The 18,021-nt window shown below is 63.9% G+C and carries 15 protein-coding genes and 1 tRNA gene; 3 read left to right on the top strand and 13 right to left on the bottom strand.

Going from position 1 to position 18,021, the window contains the following annotated elements:
• Positions 1-5 precede the first annotated feature (5 nt).
• From cyoD to murJ, 10 genes are all read right to left on the bottom strand, one after another.
• Positions 6-341 (bottom strand): cytochrome o ubiquinol oxidase subunit IV, encoded by a 336-nt coding sequence (gene cyoD, locus F7R02_RS09730; RefSeq protein WP_003484294.1) that lies wholly within the window; start codon positions 339-341, stop codon positions 6-8.
• Positions 341-973, bottom strand: a complete 633-nt coding sequence (cyoC, locus tag F7R02_RS09725) for a cytochrome o ubiquinol oxidase subunit III (RefSeq protein ID WP_172397268.1) — start codon at positions 971-973, stop codon at positions 341-343. The genes cyoD and cyoC overlap by 1 nt, the downstream gene beginning before the upstream one ends.
• Complete coding sequence (gene cyoB / locus F7R02_RS09720) at positions 970-2,970, bottom strand: cytochrome o ubiquinol oxidase subunit I (protein WP_078590507.1); 2,001 nt, start codon at positions 2,968-2,970, stop codon at positions 970-972. Before cyoB ends, cyoC begins: the two co-directional genes overlap by 4 nt.
• A complete protein-coding gene (gene cyoA, locus F7R02_RS09715; RefSeq protein ID WP_003484300.1) occupies positions 2,970-3,905 on the bottom strand; it encodes a ubiquinol oxidase subunit II in 936 nt (311 codons plus the stop codon). The genes cyoB and cyoA overlap by 1 nt, the downstream gene beginning before the upstream one ends.
• Positions 3,906-4,266: 361 nt before the next feature.
• Positions 4,267-4,342 (bottom strand) — tRNA-Thr (locus F7R02_RS09710).
• Between the two features lie 76 nt (positions 4,343-4,418).
• Positions 4,419-5,369: a 4-hydroxy-3-methylbut-2-enyl diphosphate reductase gene (ispH, locus tag F7R02_RS09705; RefSeq protein ID WP_003484303.1), complete on the bottom strand. Its 951-nt coding sequence runs from the start codon at positions 5,367-5,369 to the stop codon at positions 4,419-4,421.
• Positions 5,370-5,435: 66 nt separating this feature from the next.
• Complete coding sequence (gene lspA / locus F7R02_RS09700) at positions 5,436-5,954, bottom strand: signal peptidase II (protein WP_005928801.1); 519 nt, start codon at positions 5,952-5,954, stop codon at positions 5,436-5,438.
• A 314-nt stretch (positions 5,955-6,268) separates the two neighbouring features.
• Positions 6,269-9,100 carry an isoleucine--tRNA ligase gene (gene ileS / locus F7R02_RS09695; protein ID WP_078590505.1) on the bottom strand — a complete coding sequence of 944 codons (2,832 nt, stop codon included), beginning with the start codon at positions 9,098-9,100 and terminating at the stop codon, positions 6,269-6,271.
• Between the two features lie 6 nt (positions 9,101-9,106).
• On the bottom strand, positions 9,107-10,129 hold the full coding sequence (locus F7R02_RS09690; protein WP_078590503.1) for a bifunctional riboflavin kinase/FAD synthetase: 1,023 nt from the start codon (positions 10,127-10,129) through the stop codon (positions 9,107-9,109).
• A gap of 186 nt (positions 10,130-10,315) precedes the next feature.
• Positions 10,316-11,908 carry a murein biosynthesis integral membrane protein MurJ gene (murJ, locus tag F7R02_RS09685; protein WP_078590501.1) on the bottom strand — a complete coding sequence of 531 codons (1,593 nt, stop codon included), beginning with the start codon at positions 11,906-11,908 and terminating at the stop codon, positions 10,316-10,318.
• Positions 11,909-12,024: 116 nt separating this feature from the next.
• Between murJ and rpsT the strand changes: the two genes are divergently transcribed.
• Positions 12,025-12,294, top strand: a complete 270-nt coding sequence (rpsT, locus tag F7R02_RS09680) for a 30S ribosomal protein S20 (protein ID WP_003484323.1) — start codon at positions 12,025-12,027, stop codon at positions 12,292-12,294.
• A 91-nt stretch (positions 12,295-12,385) separates the two neighbouring features.
• On the opposite strand, the gene obgE is transcribed toward rpsT, so the two are convergent.
• The 3 genes from obgE to rplU all read right to left on the bottom strand — a co-directional run bounded on the left by obgE (position 12,386) and on the right by rplU (position 14,293).
• On the bottom strand, positions 12,386-13,453 hold the full coding sequence (gene obgE, locus F7R02_RS09675; RefSeq protein ID WP_059028527.1) for a GTPase ObgE: 1,068 nt from the start codon (positions 13,451-13,453) through the stop codon (positions 12,386-12,388).
• Positions 13,454-13,699: 246 nt separating this feature from the next.
• Positions 13,700-13,960 (bottom strand): 50S ribosomal protein L27, encoded by a 261-nt coding sequence (gene rpmA / locus F7R02_RS09670; RefSeq protein WP_003484326.1) that lies wholly within the window; start codon positions 13,958-13,960, stop codon positions 13,700-13,702.
• Positions 13,961-13,972: 12 nt separating this feature from the next.
• A complete protein-coding gene (rplU, locus tag F7R02_RS09665) occupies positions 13,973-14,293 on the bottom strand; it encodes a 50S ribosomal protein L21 (RefSeq protein ID WP_003484328.1) in 321 nt (106 codons plus the stop codon).
• 292 nt (positions 14,294-14,585) lie between these two features.
• Between rplU and uvrA the strand changes: the two genes are divergently transcribed.
• Both uvrA and F7R02_RS09655 read left to right on the top strand, forming a co-directional pair.
• Positions 14,586-17,552 carry an excinuclease ABC subunit UvrA gene (uvrA, locus tag F7R02_RS09660; RefSeq protein WP_016849413.1) on the top strand — a complete coding sequence of 989 codons (2,967 nt, stop codon included), beginning with the start codon at positions 14,586-14,588 and terminating at the stop codon, positions 17,550-17,552.
• A complete protein-coding gene (locus F7R02_RS09655) occupies positions 17,552-17,956 on the top strand; it encodes an acyl-CoA thioesterase (protein WP_003484331.1) in 405 nt (134 codons plus the stop codon). The genes uvrA and F7R02_RS09655 overlap by 1 nt, the downstream gene beginning before the upstream one ends.
• The last annotated feature ends 65 nt before the right edge of the window (positions 17,957-18,021 follow it).

The following is an 18,021-nucleotide window of genomic DNA, read 5'->3' as shown; positions in this document are numbered from 1 at the left end:
CCGTCTCAATGCATCATGTTGACGTTCATGTTGTGCAGCACCCACAGCGAACCCACGATCACGATGCCGATGATCAGCAGCGAGAACAGGCCCACCTGCACGTTGGAGCGCTGCTCGGGCGTGCGGTCCATATGCAGGAAGTACACCATGTGCACCAGCATCTGCACCGCGGCCATGACCGAGATCACCACGATGGTGACGCCTTTGGAGAATGCGCCGCTCATCACCATCGCAAACGGGATGACGGTGAGGATCACGGCCATCACAAAGCCGATCAGGTAGGACTTCAGGCCGCCGGCATGCGCGTCGGCAGCGGTATCGGTGTGGTGGTGATTGGCCATTACAGCGCTCCCAGCAGATAGACGACGGTGAACACACCGATCCAGATGATGTCCAGGAAGTGCCAGAACAGGCTCAGACAGGCCAGACGCGTGCTGTTGCGCGCTGTCAGGCCGTTCTTGGAAATCTGGATCACCAGCACGGCCATCCACAGCAGGCCGGAGGCCACGTGCAGGCCGTGCGTGCCCACCAGGGTGAAGAACGCCGACAGGAACGCGCTGCGCCCCGGGCCGGCACCTTCATGAATCAGATGGTTGAACTCCCACACTTCCATGCACAGGAAGCCGATACCCAGCAGCGCGGTCACCGCCAGCCAGCCGTACAGGCCACCCATTTTGCGCTTGTGCGCGGCAATCATCGCAAAGCCGAAGCTCAGGCTGCTGAACAACAGCAGGAAGGTTTCCACCAGCAAGAACTTCAGATCGAACAGCTCCTTGGCAGTCGGCCCGTCCACCGTGGCGCCGGAGAGCACCGCATAGGTGGCGAACAGACCGGCAAACAGCAGGCAGTCGCTCATCAGGTAGACCCAGAACCCGAAGACGGTGTTGCCACCGCCGTCGTGATGCTCGTGGTCGTGATCGTGGCCGCCCGCGTGGGCGGCGTGGTCAAGCGTGGTCGAGGAAGCCATGGTCATACCACCTTCGCGGCCTGCGCCGCTTGTTGCTGTTCGAGCAGGGCGAAACGTGCGTTTTCGATGCGCTCCACTTCGTCGGCCGGCACCCAGTAATCGATGTCGTCATCGAAGGTGCGTGCGATGAAGCTGCCGATCATGCCCACCAGGCCAATGATGGCCAGCCACCAGATGTGCCAGATCAGACCGAAGCCCAGCAGCACGCTGAAGGCACCGATGTAGACGCCGGCGCCGGTGTTACGCGGCATGTGGATCGCTTCGTACTTGGACGGACGCACCCAGCCCTTGCCGTTCTGCTTGTCGGCCCAGAACTGATCGCGGTCGTCGATGTGCGGCAGCACGGCGAAGTTGTAGAACGGCGGCGGCGAGGAAGTTGCCCATTCCAGCGTACGGCCATCCCACGGGTCGCCCGTGTAGTCCATGTGCTCCTTGCGCTTCCACACGCTGTAACCGATCTGCACCAGGTTCAAGAAGATGCCCATGCCGATGATCGCAGCACCCACGGCGGCAACGTACAGCCACGGCGCCCATTCGGGGTGGTTGTAGGTGTTCATGCGACGGGTCATGCCCATGAAGCCGAGCACGTACAGCGGCATGAAGGCTACGAAGAAGCCGATGATCCAGCACCAGAACGAGGCCTTGCCGATCTTTTCGTTGAGCTTGAAGCCGAACGCCTTCGGGAACCAGTAGGTCAGGCCCGCCAGGTAACCGAACACCACGCCGCCGATGATCACGTTATGGAAGTGCGCGATCAGAAACAGGCTGTTGTGCAGCACGAAGTCCACCGCCGGAATCGCCAGCATCACGCCGGTCATGCCGCCGATGGTGAAGGTGATGATGAAGCCGATCGTCCACAGCACCGGCGAGGTCATGTGCACGCGACCGCGGAACATGGTGAATAGCCAGTTGAAGATCTTCACGCCAGTCGGGATCGAGATGATCATCGTCGTGATGCCGAAGAAGGCATTGACGTTGGCGCCCGAGCCCATGGTGAAGAAGTGGTGCAACCACACCACGAACGACAGCACGCCGATGCAGGAGGTGGCGTACACCATCGAGGTGTAGCCGAACAGGCGCTTGCGGCTGTAGGTCGCGATCAACTCGGAGAAGATGCCGAATGCCGGCAGGATCAGGATGTAGACCTCTGGGTGACCCCAGATCCAGATCAGGTTGACGTACATCATGGCGTTGCCGCCACCGTCATTGGTGAAGAAGTGCGTGCCCAGGTAACGGTCGGCACCGAGCAGCGCCAACGCCACGGTCAGGATCGGGAACGCGGCGATGATCAGGATGTTGGTGATCAGCGCAGTCCAGGTGAAGATCGGCATGCGCATCAGGGTCATGCCCGGCGCGCGCATGCGCATGATCGTCACGAAGAAGTTGATGCCGGTCAGCAATGTGCCTAAGCCGGACACCTGCAATGCCCAGATGTAGTAATCGACACCGACCCCCGGACTGTATTCCAGCCCCGACAACGGCGGATACGCCAGCCAACCGGTCTGCGCGAATTCACCCACGCCCAGCGAGATGTTGATCAGCGCCGCACCGGCCACGAACAGCCAGAAGCTCAGCGAGTTCAGGAACGGGAACGCCACGTCGCGCGCACCGATCTGCAGCGGCACGATCAGGTTCAACAGGCCGGTCATGAACGGCATGGCCATGAAGAAGATCATGATCACGCCGTGCGCGGTAAAGATCTGGTCGTAGTGATGCGGGGGCAGCACGCCCTCGCCACCGCCGCCGGCCAGCGCCTGCTGGGTGCGCATCATCGCCGCGTCGGCAAAGCCGCGCAGCAGCATGACCAGCGCCACGATGATGTACATCACGCCGATGCGCTTGTGATCCACCGAGGCGAACCACTCTTTCCAGAGATAGCCCCACAGCTTGTACTTGGTGATGGCGCCCGCGATGAGCAGGCCGAGCAGGCCGGCACCACCAAGCGCGACCATGATGATCGGCTCGTGGTACGGAACTGCCTCGATGGTGAGTTTGCCTAGCATCACTTGTCTCCAGAAGTGCACATGGCGACCGGCTCCGTAGCCGATGCCTGATGGTCGCCGTGGCCTTTACTGTGGCCCGGACCATTCATGTATTTGTCGACCAGCGAGCGGAACATGCCGTCCTGCACCGACGAGTAGTAGGTGACCGGATACTGTTCCTTGTCGTTGCGATTGGCTGCCAGCACCTGGTACTCGGCAGCGTTCAACGCGGTCGGCGATGCCTTGACCTTGGCCACCCAGGCCTCGAAGCCGGCCTGATCGACGGCGTGCGCCTTGAAGCTCATCTTCGAAAAGCCATGACCGCTGTAGTTGGTCGACAGGCCGAAGTATTCGCCCGGCTCGTTGGCCACCAGGTGCAGCTTGGTTTCCATGCCCGCCATGGCGTAGATCATGGTGCCCAGGTGCGGGATGAAGAACGAGTTCATCACCGTGTCGGAGGTGATCTTGAAGTTCAGCGGCGTGTGCACCGGGAACGCGATCTCGTTGACGGTGGCGATGTTCTGGTCGGGATAGATGAACATCCACTTCCAGTCCAGCGATACCGCTTCGATAGTGATCGGCTTGACGTCCGAATCCAGCGGCCGGTACGGGTCCAGCGCGTGCGACGAGCGCCAGGTCAGCACCGCAAGCACCAGGATGATCACGCACGGGATCGACCACACCACCACTTCGATGGCGGTGGAGTGCGACCAGTCCGGCTCGTAGCGCGCCTTGGTGTTGGAGGCGCGATATTTCCACGCGAACGCAATCGTCATCACGATCACCGGAATGACCACGATTAGCATCAGCACCACCGAGGTGATCAGCAGTTGCTTTTCGTCGTGGCCGATCTGGCCTTTCGGATTGAGGATGGCCGAGTTGCAGCCTGCCAGCAGCAGGAAGGGCAACATCAGACCTGGACGAAGTAAACGCCCGAGCTGTTTCAGCGGAATCATCGGTCGATCCAAGTGCGAAGGAACGCCAGCCTCGTTCGTCGTATCGGTCCTGGGATGTTCCCGACGCAGCCGTCTTCCTGGAGGAGATGAACTGCGCAGACCGAAGACACGGGTTAGCGCGCTAATTTTAGTCTTTGCTGCACCTGCACGAAACCCATTGGCAATGATCTGACGCAATAAAAGCGCGCCAATTTGTGCGACATGTTGTCGCAGCGCGGCGCGAGGCAAGAATTGCGCCGTTGCGTTTGCAAATGGGGCAGGTTTGCGCGCGTGCAATGCATGCGAGAGCTACGTGAAACGCCGGGTTCTCGACGCCTCAAAACGCAACTGGGCCGGCATGAGCCGACCCAGTCTTGGAGCGTGGTGCCGGAAATAGGAATCGAACCTACGACCTACGCATTACGAATGCGCCGCTCTACCAACTGAGCTATTCCGGCGAGCCGTGAATTGTAGGAGCGCAGCGCCCCCTGGGTCAATCGCCGAACGTGCTTCGCCTTGCCGGAGGGCGTCGTCTTAGCTGACCAGACGCAAGCGCAGCTCCTTGGGCAGCGCGAAGACCATCGATTCCGGCTCGCCTTCCAGCTCGGAAACGCCGGCCGCGCCCAGTTCGCGCAAGCGCTCCAGCACGCCATCGACCAGCACCTGCGGCGCGGAGGCGCCGGCGGTCAGGCCGATATGCTGCTTGCCGACGATCCAGGCCGGGTCGATCTCGCTGGCATTGTCGATCAGGTAGGACTCCACCCCGTCGCGCCGGGCCAGCTCGCTCAACCGGTTGGAATTGGAGCTGTTGGGCGAACCGACCACCAGCACCAGATCGCACTGGCGCGCCAGATCGCGCACCGCGTCCTGGCGGTTCTGGGTGGCGTAGCAAATATCGTCGTGGCGCGGGCCCTGCATCGCCGGGTAGCGCGCACGCAAGGCCTCGATGATCCCCATGGTGTCGTCCACCGACAGGGTGGTCTGGGTGGTATAGGCAAGGTTATCGGGTTGGCGGACATCCAGCGTGGCGACCTGCTCGATGTCTTCGACCAGATAGATCGTGCCCGCCCCGCGCTCGCGGCTCCATTGCCCCATCGTGCCTTCCACTTCCGGGTGCCCGGCATGGCCGATCAGCACCACGTCGCGTCCTGCCCGGCAGTGCCGCGCCACCTCGAAATGCACCTTGGTCACCAGGGGGCAGGTGGCGTCGAACACCTTCAGTCCACGCCGCTCGGCTTCCTGACGCACCGCCTGCGAGACGCCGTGCGCGCTGAAGATCACCGTGGCATCGTCGGGCACCTCGTCGAGTTCTTCGACGAAGATCGCGCCGCGCTGCTTGAGGTCGTCGACCACGAAGCGGTTGTGCACGACCTCGTGCCGCACATAGATCGGCGCGCCCAGCGTTTCGATCGCACGCTTGACGATCTCGATCGCACGGTCGACACCGGCACAAAAACCACGGGGATTGGCGAGCAGGACATCCATGGCGGGCATTCTACGGGAATGAGGGATGCGGGGTCGGACCGGGCGGCACGCGCCTGCAGGCAGGCTTCAGCGCAGATTCCCGGTTCCCGGCTGCTGCTTGTCGGATTTGTCGAACAAGCCGAACACGGCAATTCCGATCGCGCCGCCCACGATCGCCGAGTCGGCGATATTGAAGGACGGCCAAGTGTGGCTGCCGATATACCACTGGATGAAATCAACCACGTGGCCGTGCATCAGCCGGTCGATCACGTTACCGATCGCCCCGCCGATCACCAGCGCATATGGCAGCGCGCTGCGCCACTGCCCCCGCGCGGTGCGCGAGAGCCAGAACGCCAGCAGGCCGCTGATACCCACCGCCAACGCAGTGAAGAACCACAGCTGCCAGCCGCCGGCATCGCTCAGAAAGCTGAAAGCTGCGCCGGTGTTGTAGGTGCGGTACCAATTCCAGAAGCCGTCGATCACCGGCACCGGGGTGTACTCGGGCAGGCTGGACAGCACCCAGGCCTTGCTCCACTGATCCAGGCCGACCACCAGCGCAGAGAGCAGCAGCCAGATCAGGGCCGAGGGGTTGGGGCGTTGACTCATGTCGAAAGATCGCAGTTGGTGGCCGCTGCTCCGATGCCGGAGAAGACGCCTGGGTGGGAGGTCGAGTGACGGCAGCGGCAGAAAACGACAGATGCTGGCTTGCAGCCGGACAAGGATGGCACGGGCAGCTCGACCAGCCGCGCCGCCCTGCCCCAATGCGTGCCCCAAGCTTCAGCAAGCCAGGCGCTCGTCGCGACCGGCCGCGTCGCTGCAGAGCAACCAGGGCTACCCCGGCGTCTGACGCGGACTGCGCCAGCGCCAGACGCCGGCAGTGCGTGGCTAGGTCCCTGCCACGCGCCGCCGGCGAGGCGGCCTCAGAACCAGCGACGCCGCTCGCCCGGACCTTCGATATTGCTGACGCAACGGCTGCACAGTTCCGGGTGACGCGGGTCGCTGCCCACGCTGGCCTGGTGGTGCCAGCAGCGCACGCACTTGGCCTTGGTCGTGGGCTGCGCACTGACGAAAATGTCGTCGGTACTGGCCGCGGTCACGGTGACGTCGCCACTGATGAACAAGAAGCGCAGTTCCTCGGCCAGCGGCTGCCAGCGCGCAGCGGTCTGCGCATCGGCGGCCACGGTGATTTCCGCTTCCAGCGCCGCACCGATCGCGCCATTGGCACGCATCGGCTCCAGCACCTTGGCCACCTGCTCGCGCAGGACCAGCAACTTGTCGAAATCCGCACCGCTCAACGCAGCGTCGGCCGGCAACGGCGCAAGGCCGTCGTACCAGGTGGCGAAGAGCACGTTGTCGACATGCTTGCCCGGCAGGTAGCCCCACAGTTCCTCGGCAGTGAAGCTCAATACCGGCGCGATCCAGCGCACGAACGCCCCGGCCACGTGGTACATCGCGCTCTGCGCCGAACGGCGGCCGCGCGCGTCTTCGGCCATCGTGTACAGGCGGTCCTTGGTGACATCCAGGTACAGCGAGCCCAGGTCCACGCTGCAGAAGTTCAGCAGTGCCTGCACGATCTCGGCGAAGTCGTAGCGCGCGTAGGCGGCCACGATCTTTTCCTGCAGCTCGTGCGCGCGATGCACGATCCAGCGGTCCAGCAGCACCATCTCGTCCAGCGCCACCAGGTGCTGCAGCGGATCGAAGCCATGCAGGTTACCGAGCAGGAAGCGCGCGGTATTGCGCAGGCGGCGGTAGGCATCGGCGTTGCGCTTGAGGATCTCCTGCGACAGCGACATCTCGTTGCTGTAGTCGGCCGAGGCGATCCACAGGCGCAGGATGTCCGCGCCCAGCGTCTTCATGATGTCCTGCGGCTCGATGCCGTTGCCCAGCGACTTGGACATCTTGCGGCCGTGCTCGTCCACGGTAAAACCGTGGGTCAGGCACTGCTTGTAGGGCGCCGCCTTGTCCATCGCCACGCCACTCAGCAGCGACGACTGGAACCAGCCGCGATGCTGATCGGAACCCTCTAGATACAGGTCGGCCGGCTTGGGCAGCCCACGATCCGGAAGCACCGCTTCGTGCGTCACGCCGGAGTCGAACCACACATCCAGGATGTCGGTGATCTTCTCGTAATCTGCCGCCTCGCTACCCAGCAGCTCGGACGCGTCCAGCGTGTACCAGACATCCACGCCGCCCTGCTCCACGCGGTCGGCGACCTGGCGCAGCAACTCGGTGCTGCGCGGATGCGGCTCGCCGGTTTCGCGATGCACGAACAAGGCGATCGGCACGCCCCAGGTGCGCTGCCGCGAGATGGTCCAGTCCGGGCGCCCGTCGACCATGCCGGCGATACGCGCCTGGCCCCAGGACGGATACCAATGCACGTTTTCGATGGCCTTGAGCGCATCGGCACGCAGGTTGGCCTGCTCCATCGAGATGAACCACTGCGGCGTGGCACGGAACGCAATCGGCGTCTTGTGGCGCCAGCAATGCGGGTAGCTGTGCTCCATCTTGCTGGCCGCCAGCAGCACGCCGGTCTCGCGCAGCGCTTCGATGATGACGTCGTTCGCCTTCCAGATATGCAGCCCGGCCAGCACGGTGTCGCGCAGCGGCGGGGTCGACGGCAGATACACGCCGCGCCCGTCCACCGGATTGATCTGCGCGGCGCCGTAGCGCTCCAGCAGCCCATATTGCTTGGAGACCTGATAGTCCTCCTGGCCGTGGCCGGGTGCCGTATGCACCGCGCCGGTACCATCCTCGGCCGACACGTGGTCGCCCAGCAGCAGCGGGATCTCGCGTTCGGCATAGAACGGGTGATTCAGCAGCATGTGCTCCAGCGCCGCGCCCTTGGCGTGCCCATGCACCACGACCTCGCCCACGCCGTACCGCGCCAGCGCCTTGGCAGCCAACGCTTCGGCGATCACCAGCCAGCGCGGCTGGCCGCGATCGGCCGGACCTTCGACCAGCACATAGTCCAGCTCCGCGCCCAGGCTCACCGCCAGCGACGCCGGCAGCGTCCACGGCGTGGTGGTCCAGATCGGCACCGCCACGCCCACGCCCACCGGCAGGCTCGCGCCGAACGCAGCAGCGACCGCAGCCGGGTCGCGCGCCGGATAGGCGATATCCACGGTCGGCGACACCTTGTCGGCGTATTCGATCTCGGCCTCGGCCAGCGCCGAACCGCAATCGAAGCACCAGTGCACCGGCTTGACGCCGCGGGTCAGGTGGCCGTTATCGACCACGTTGGCCAGCGCGCGGATTTCGTTGGCTTCGAATCGGAAATCCAGCGTCTTGTACGGGTTGTCCCAATCGCCGATCACGCCCAGGCGCTTGAAATCGCGCCGCTGCAGATCGATCTGCTCGGTGGCGTATTCGCGGCACTTCTGCCGAAATTCGGCCGCATCGAGCTTGACGCCGACCTTACCGTATTTTTTTTCGATCGCGATCTCGATCGGCAGGCCATGGCAATCCCAGCCCGGGATATACGGTGCATCGAAGCCGGCCAGATATTTCGACTTGACGATGATGTCCTTGAGGATCTTGTTGACCGCATGGCCGAGGTGGATCTGGCCGTTCGCATACGGCGGGCCGTCATGCAGCACGAACAGCGGCCGCCCCGCGGCATTGGCACGCAGTTGCGCGTAGAAGCCCTCGCGCTCCCAGCGCTCCAGCATCGCCGGCTCGCGCTTGGGCAGGTCGCCGCGCATCGGAAATTCCGTCGCAGGCAGATGAAGAGTGGCTTTGTAATCTTGGGTCACAGGAACCTACCGTTGCGCTGGATTGCTTGAGAAGTCCGCACATGGACGTGCGGGCTCTTGCGAGGGACTCGCCGTAGTCGAGGGTTGTTGCTCAGAACGCATATGCGCCGCCAGTACCTCACGTGCCTGCTCGGCATCGCGGTGCATCTGCACGGTCAGCGCCTCCAGGCCATCGAACTTTTCTTCGTCGCGCAACTTGGCAACGAATTCGACGGCAATGTGCCGGCCATACAGATCGCACTGGAAGTCGAACAAGTGCGCTTCCAGCAGCGGCTCCACGCCCGCCACGGTGGGACGCGTGCCGAAGCTGGAGACCGACGGCCACGGCCGCTCGGCCACGCCATGCACCCAGGTCGCATAGATCCCCGACAACGCCGGCGTGCGCGGAAAGCGCAGGTTGGCGGTGGGATAGCCCAAGGTACGACCAAGCTGCTTGCCGCGCACGACCCGGCCACCGATGGCGTACGGGCGACCGAGCAAGTCGCCAGCGTGGGCGAATTCGCCGGCGCCGAGCAGTTCGCGAATCCGCGTCGCCGAAATCCGCTCCCCATGCAGATGCACCGGCGCAATCTCGCCCGCCACAAACCCATGCTGCTCGCCAAGCGTACGCAACAGGCCGATGTCGCCGCTGCGTCGATGGCCGAAACGGAATTCCGGGCCAATCCAGACTTCGCGCGCGCGCAGCCGGCCAACCAGCGCCAGCCGCACAAAATCTTCCGCACGCATCTTGGACAGGCGACCGTCGAAACGGATCATGCCCACGCTGTCGGCGCCGAACCCGTACAAGCCTTCGATCTTGGCGCGCGCCAGGGTCAGACGCGGCGGCGGCGCGGCGGGTGCGAAGAATTCACGCGGTAGCGGCTCGAAGCTCACCGCCACTGCCGGCACACCGAGTGCGCGGGCACGCGCCACGGCGTGTTGCACCAGCGTCCGATGCCCCAGATGCAGGCCATCGAAGGCACCGATGCAGACCACGCTTCCGCGCGGGAACAGCGTCCCGCCTTCGACGTCTCTAAACAGCCTGCTCATTCCTCGATCCAAACAGATGCCGGCCCGCCGGCCGACCCTCGTTGATACATAACCTGCAAGTATAGCCGTGCCTGTCAAGCCGTATGGGCACCTTGGCGTGGCAGCGCGCCACCGCCTGCGGTGCGCGGGGATGCGCAACCTCAGCCAGCGCAGGCGACCGTGCCGCGCATTCGTTCGGCTGTCGCCTCAGCCTTCGCGCAGATGCCGCGGCCGCAGCCCCAGCGCCAACTGCGCGACCAGATACGTCGCCCCGCCACTGCCCACCAGCACCGCCAGCCAGCCGATGCGGCTCCATTTATCCATCTGCGTAAACGACGGCAGCCACCACAGCAGGCTCAACAGCACTGCCGCCATCGCCGCGCACGCCAGCAGCAGACGCAGCGTATAGCCCCCCCAGCCTGGGCGGCGTTGGTACACGCCGGACTTGCCCAGCCAATACCACAGCAATCCCAGATTGAGATAACTCGACAATGCACTGGCGATACCCAACGCCAGATGCAGGCCCGGCTGCTTGCCCAGCGCTTGCATCACACCCTGCGCCTTGAGTTCGGGCGGCACCATGATCTGGTACACCACCGCCAGCAATGCGAAGTTGAACACCATGTTGGCGATCAGCGCCGCCACGCCCGCACGCACGGGCGTGCGGGTGTCCTGGCGCGCGTAGAAGGCCGGCAGCAGCACCTTCAGCATGGCGTAGGCCGGCAAACCGAAGCTCAGACCATAGACCGACATCGCAGTCATGCGGGTGTCGAACGCGGTGAACTGGCGGTACTGGAACAACGTCGCCACCAACGGTTCGGCCAGCAGCAGCAGGCCGAGCATGGCCGGCATCGCGATCAGCAAGGTGGTGCGAAATCCCCAGTCCAGCGCGCCGGAGAAAGCGCTGCGGTCGGTCTTGACGTGATGGCGGGCCAGCGCCGGCAGGATCACCGTGCCCAGCGCCACACCGAACACACCCAGCGGCAGTTCCAGGAACCGGTCAGCCAGCGACAGCCACGATTGGGACCCATCGGCCAGGCGCGCAGCGATCACCGTATCCAGCATCAGGTTGATCTGCGCAATCGACGAGCCGAACAAGGTCGGGATCATCAAGGTCAGCACCTTGCGCACATCCGGGTGATTCCAGCCCCAGCGCGGCAGCGTCAGCAGGTCGATGCCCTTCAGCGCCGGCAGCTGGAACAGCAGCTGCAGCGCACCGGCCACCAGGACCGCCCAGCCCAGCGCCAGGATCGGGACGTCCAACCGCGGCGCCAACCACAGCGCGCCGGCAATCATGCACAGATTGAGGATGACCGGCGTCAGCGCCGGAATGGCAAAACGCTGGAAGCTGTTGAGCGCGCCACCGGCCAGCGCCGTCAACGAGACGAACAGCAGGAATGGAAAGGTCAGCCGCAACAGATCGACCAACAAACCGTATTTTTCAGGATCGGTGGCCGCGCCATCCGAAAATACCGCGGCCAGTTGCGGGGTGAAGATCAACCCCAGTGCGGTGATCAGCAGCAACATCCCGCCCAAGGTGCCGGACACGCGCGCCATCAGCTCGCGCAGATCGGCATGCGGGCGGGTCTCCTTGACCTCGGTGAACACTGGCACGAAGGCGGTGGCGAACGAGCCCTCGGCGAACAGCCGGCGCAGGAAATTGGGAATGCGAAAGGCCACCCAGAACGCGTCGGTCACCGCATTGGCGCCGAAGGTGGTGGAAATCGCCTGGTCGCGGATCAGGCCCAGCACCCGCGAGATCATGGTCATGCTGCTGAATGAGAGCAGGCCTCTCAACATGCCGGGCTTGCTCACGCTGCATCCCTCTTGACAACTGACTTGACGTGCATATCCGGGTCCATCATACTTTCGCGCTTGCTTTTTCCACCATACCGATTTTTCAGGAACCCACCACCGTGGCCAATATCAAGTCCGCCAAGAAGCGCGCCAAGCAGACCATTGTGCGCAATGAGCGCAACACCGGTCAGCGCTCGATGCTGCGCACCGCCGTCAAGAAGGTGATCAAGGCCCTTGACGCCAACGATGCTGCAGGCGCCGAAGCTGCTTTCGCCGTTGCTCAGCCCATCCTCGACCGTTTCAGCGCCCGCGGCCTGATCCACAAGAACAAGGCTGCACGCCACAAGAGCCGCCTGACCGCGCGCATCAAGGCCATCAAGGCCGCGTAAGCGACCAGTTGGCGCATTGCCGGCAGCCTGGCTTCCGGCAATACAGAAAAACCCGGCCTTGGCCGGGTTTTTTGTGTGCCTGCGCCTGCACTCAGCCCGCATTGCGCGCTTCGAGCTCGTCTTCGCGCTGGCGATCGAAGAATGCCATCACGTCTTTCATGATCGGGAACGTGCCATCGCGCCCGAGAGCGGAAACCAGGTACCACGGCGCCATCCAGCCCAACTCGGCCACGATGGTTTCTGCAGCGGCACGCGCCTCGTCTTCGAACATCAGGTCGGCCTTGTTGAGCACCAGCCAGCGCGGCTTCTTCAGCAACTCGGGATCGTGCCGTTCCAGCTCGCGCTCGATGGTGCGCACCTGATCGGCCGGCGATACGCCGTCCACACCGCCCTCGCCATACACGCCCAGAGCAGGCGAAATATCCACCAGATGCAGCAGCAGGCGGGTGCGTTGCAAATGGCGCAGGAACTGCGTGCCCAGCCCAGCGCCGTCGGCCGCGCCTTCGATCAGGCCCGGCACGTCGGCGATGACGAAACTGCGGTACGCCTCGACACTGACCACGCCCAGATTCGGATACAGGGTCGTGAACGGGTAGTCGGCCACCTTCGGGGTTGCCGCGGACACCGCACGGATCAGGGTGCTCTTGCCGGCATTGGGGAAACCCAGCAGGCCGACATCGGCCAGCAGCTTCAGTTCCAGCTTGAGCAGACGCTCTTCGCCCTCCTCACCGGTGGTCGCCTGGCGCGGCGCGCGGTTGACCGAGCTCTTGAAATGCATGTTGCCAAGGCCGCCCTTGCCGCCCTTGGCCACCAGCAAGCGGTCGCCGTGCTGGGTCAGGTCGCCGATCACTTCGTCGGTCTGCACATTGATCACCACGGTACCGACCGGCACCACGATGATGCGGTCTTCGCCGCCCTTGCCGTAGGCCTGGCGGCCCATGCCGTTCTCGCCGCGCTGCGCCTTGAAGGTGCGCTCATGGCGGAAATCGACCAGCGTGTTGACGTTCTCGTCGGCCACGATCCAGACGCTACCGCCCGCACCGCCATCGCCGCCATCGGGCCCACCCAGCGGAATGAACTTCTCGCGGCGAAAGCCGACACAGCCGTTGCCGCCATTACCGGCGGTGACCAGGATTTCTGCTTCGTCGACTAACTTCATGGGATGACAACCGGGAATGGAGAATGGGGAATCGGGAATCGGCACAGCGAGTGGCCGCCTCCTGCCAGCAAGAATGCTTGCCAGCACAGCCGTGGAATCCGGCCGGGGGGCAGAATCGCTTTTCCGATTCCCTGCTCCCCATTCCCAATTCCCAGCCGTCAAACGAAAAACCCCGCAAAAGCGGGGCTTTCCGTCTTGCCCGTAAGGCATTACCGCCTCATGGACTGGCCTGCATGGAGCGGGCGATTACGCCTCGGCAACCACGCTGACGGTACGACGCTTCTTCGGACCCTTGGTGGAAAACTCCACCTTGCCGTCGACCAGCGCAAACAGCGTGTGGTCACGACCCAGGCCGACGCCGGCGCCCGGATGGAACTGGGTGCCGCGCTGACGCACGATGATGTTGCCGGCGTCGATGGCCTGGCCACCGAAGATCTTCACGCCGAGGTATTTCGGGTTGGAATCGCGACCGTTGCGCGAGGAACCTACGCCCTTTTTATGTGCCATGACTGGTTCTCCTTACTTCTTGTCGCCACCGGCAATGCCGGTGATCTCGATTTCGGTGTAGTGCTGACGGTGTCCCTGACGCTTCATGTGGTGCTTGCGGCGGCGGAACTTGATGATGCGCACCTTGTCGGCGCGGCCGTGGGCCACGACCTTGGCGGTGACCGAGGCGCCCTTCAGCGCATCGCCCAGCTTGATGCCATCGCTATCGCCCAGCATCAGGATGGTGTCGAACTTGATCTCGTTGCCAGCTTCGACTTCGAGCTTTTCCACGCGGAGCGTTTCGCCCTGCGCGACGCGGTATTGCTTACCGCCGGTTACCAGAACTGCGTACATGACCAGGTGTTCCTCTGTAGTTATTATGGTCGCCTGACTTGCCCATGGGGCAGACAGGAGCGGAATTCTACTGGCCTAGCCGGTTTCGGGTCAAGTCGCAAGCAGTCTGGCCGCGACCCGCCCGCCTTGGGCGGGTAGAACGCATCATCCGGCCGCCACAACGGCCCCGGCAGACTGGCGTTTGGGGCAATTGCCCTCACCTAGGTCGGCGGGTAGGCTGATCGACTGCCACTCATTCCTGCTGAGCACGCTCGCACCACTGCCGGTTCGCCGGCCCGACATCGGATCCCCCATGGCGATGGATTTCATCCGCATCCGCGGCGCGCGGACGCACAACCTCAAGAACATCGACCTCGACCTGCCCCGCGACAAACTGATCGTGATCACCGGCTTGTCCGGCTCGGGCAAGTCGTCGCTGGCATTCGACACCATCTATGCAGAAGGCCAGCGCCGCTACGTCGAGTCGCTGTCGGCGTATGCGCGCCAGTTCCTCAGCGTGATGGAAAAGCCGGACCTGGACCACATCGAAGGCTTGTCGCCAGCGATTTCGATCGAACAGAAATCCACCTCGCATAACCCGCGCTCCACCGTCGGCACGATCACCGAGATCTACGACTACCTGCGCCTGCTGTACGCACGCGTGGGCCAGCCGCGCTGCCCCGACCATGGCTTCCCGCTGGAAGCGCAGACCGTCAGCCAGATGGTCGACCACATGCTCGCCCAGGATCAGGAGCAGCGCTACATGTTGCTGGCCCCGGTGATCCGCGACCGCAAGGGCGAGCATGCGCAGGTGTTCGAACAGTTGCGTGCGCAGGGCTTCGTGCGCGTGCGCGTGGACGGCGAACTCTACGAAATCGATGCGGTGCCGCCGCTGGCATTGCGCCAGAAACACACCATCGAAGCGGTGATCGACCGCTTTCGTCCGCGCGAAGACATCAAGCAGCGTCTTGCGGAAAGTTTCGAAACCGCGCTCAAGCTCGGCGAAGGCATGGTGGCGGTGCAGTCGCTGGACGACCCGGCGGCCGCGCCGCACCTGTTCTCGTCCAAATACAGCTGCCCGGTGTGCGACTACTCGCTGCCGGAGCTGGAACCGCGACTGTTTTCGTTCAACGCACCGGTGGGCGCCTGCCCGAGCTGCGATGGTCTGGGCGTGGCCGAATTCTTCGATCCCGATCGCGTGGTCGTGCATCCCGAACTGTCGCTGTCGGCCGGCGCGGTGCGCGGCTGGGACCGACGCAATGCCTATTATTTCCAGCTGATTGCTTCGCTGGCCAAGCACTACAAGTTCGACGTGGATGCGGTGTGGAATACGCTGCCGGCCAAGGTGCGGCAGGCGGTGCTGTTCGGCAGCGGCGATGAGGTGATCAGCTTCACCTACTTCACCGATGCGGGCGGGCGCACCACGCGCAAGCATCGCTTCGAGGGCATCCTGCCGAACCTGGAACGCCGTTACCGCGAAACCGAATCGCCGGCGGTGCGCGAAGAACTGACCAAGTACGTCAGCCAGCAACCCTGCCCCGCCTGCAACGGCACGCGCTTGAATCGCGCTGCGCGCAACGTGTTCGTGGCCGATCGCCCACTACCGGAATTGGTGGTGCTGCCGGTCAACGAGGCGTTGAGCTTTTTCCGTGGCCTGTCACTGCCGGGTTGGCGCGGCGAGATCGCGGCCAAGATCGTCAAGGAAATCGGCGAGCGACTGGGCTTCCTGGTCGATGTGGGTCTGGATTACCTCACCCTGGAGCGCAAGGCCGACACATTGTCCGGCGGTGAGGCGCAGCGCATTCGCCTGGCCAGCCAGATCGGCGCCGGCCTGGTCGGGGTGATGTACGTGCTGGACGAGCCCTCGATCGGCCTGCACCAACGCGACAACGAACGCCTGCTCGGCACGCTGACGCGGTTGCGCGATCTGGGCAACACCGTGATCGTGGTCGAGCATGACGAAGATGCGATCCGCCTGGCCGACCACGTGCTGGACATCGGCCCCGGTGCGGGCGTGCATGGCGGCGAAATCTGCGCGCAAGGCACGCTGGACGACATCCTGAAATCGCCACGCTCGTTGACCGGCCAATACCTGTCGGGCAAGCGCCGCATCGAGATTCCCAAGCAGCGCCACAAGCCCAACCCGAAGATGATGCTGCATCTGCGCGGGGCCACTGGCAACAACCTGAAGAATGTCGACCTGGATATTCCCGCCGGCCTGCTGACCTGCATCACCGGCGTGTCCGGCTCGGGCAAATCGACGTTGATCAACGACACGTTGTTCACCCTGGCGGCCAACGAGATCAATGGCGCCTCGCACACGGTGGCACCGCATCGCGAAGTCGAGAACCTGGACCTGTTCGACAAGGTGGTGGATATCGACCAGTCGCCGATCGGGCGCACGCCCCGTTCCAATCCGGCGACCTATACCGGCATGTTCACGCCCTTGCGCGAGCTGTTCGCGCAGGTGCCCGAGGCGCGTGCACGCGGCTATTCGCCGGGCCGCTTCAGCTTCAACGTGCGTGGCGGCCGCTGCGAGGCCTGCCAGGGCGACGGCATGATCAAGGTGGAGATGCACTTCCTGCCCGATGTCTACGTGCCCTGCGACGTCTGCCACGGCAAGCGCTACAACCGCGAAACGCTGGAGATCCGCTACAAGGGCTTCAACATCAGCGACGTGCTGCAGATGACCGTGGAAGATGCGCTGCGCCTGTTCGAGCCGGTGCCGTCGATCGCGCGCAAGCTGGAAACACTGGTCGATGTGGGATTGAGCTACATCAAGCTGGGCCAGAGCGCGACCACGCTCTCCGGCGGCGAGGCGCAGCGCGTCAAGCTGTCCAAGGAGCTGTCGCGGCGCGATACCGGGCGCACCCTGTACATCCTCGACGAGCCGACCACCGGGCTGCACTTCCACGATATCGAAGCGTTGCTCGGCGTGCTGCACAAGCTGCGCGACGAAGGCAACACGGTGGTGGTGATCGAACACAATCTGGACGTGATCAAGACCGCCGACTGGATCGTGGATCTGGGCCCGGAAGGCGGTCATCGTGGCGGCACCATCCTGGTCTCCGGTACGCCGGAAGAAGTGGCTGCACACAAGGCGTCCTACACCGGGCAGTTCCTGGCCAAGATGCTGCCGTCGGTGAAGGCGCGCGAGACGCGTCCGGCGGCAATGGCCAACAAGCCTGATGCGCGTCCGCCGCGCAAGGTCAAACCGGAGAAGGTGGCCAAGGCTGCCAAATCCGCCACCAAGAAGACTGCGAAGAAGAAGGCAAGCTGATGAGCGAACACAAGATTCTGGCACGCATCCCGATCAGCGTGCGCTGGCGCGATATGGACAGCATGGGCCATGTCAACAACGCCAAGTACGTGTCCTATCTGGAAGAAGCGCGCGTGCGCTGGATGCTGGGCGTGCAAGGCGTGGCCATGACCGACCGCATCGCGCCGGTGGTTGCCGCCACCAATGTCAACTACAAGCAGCCGTTGATCTGGCCCAACGACATCACCGTCGAGTTGTTCGTCGAACGCCTGGGCACCAGCAGCGTGACCATCGGCCACCGCATCTTCGACCAGAAGGACGACAGCAAGCTGTACTCCGATGGCAACGTGGTGGTGGTGTGGATCGATACGCAGACCGGCAAGAGCGCCGCGCTACCGGATGCGGTGCGCGCGGCCAGCAGCTGAATTCCCATCGACCCATTCGCTGAGGTTGCAGCAACGCGAAAGATCGGCTGCGGCTCCGTGTGGAG

This window comes from Xanthomonas cissicola, from assembly GCF_008801575.1.
GTDB classification, from domain to species: Bacteria; Pseudomonadota; Gammaproteobacteria; order Xanthomonadales; family Xanthomonadaceae; genus Xanthomonas; species Xanthomonas cissicola.
The sequence above is the reverse complement of the archived record's forward strand: the minus strand, read 5'-3'. Positions and strand labels throughout refer to the sequence as shown.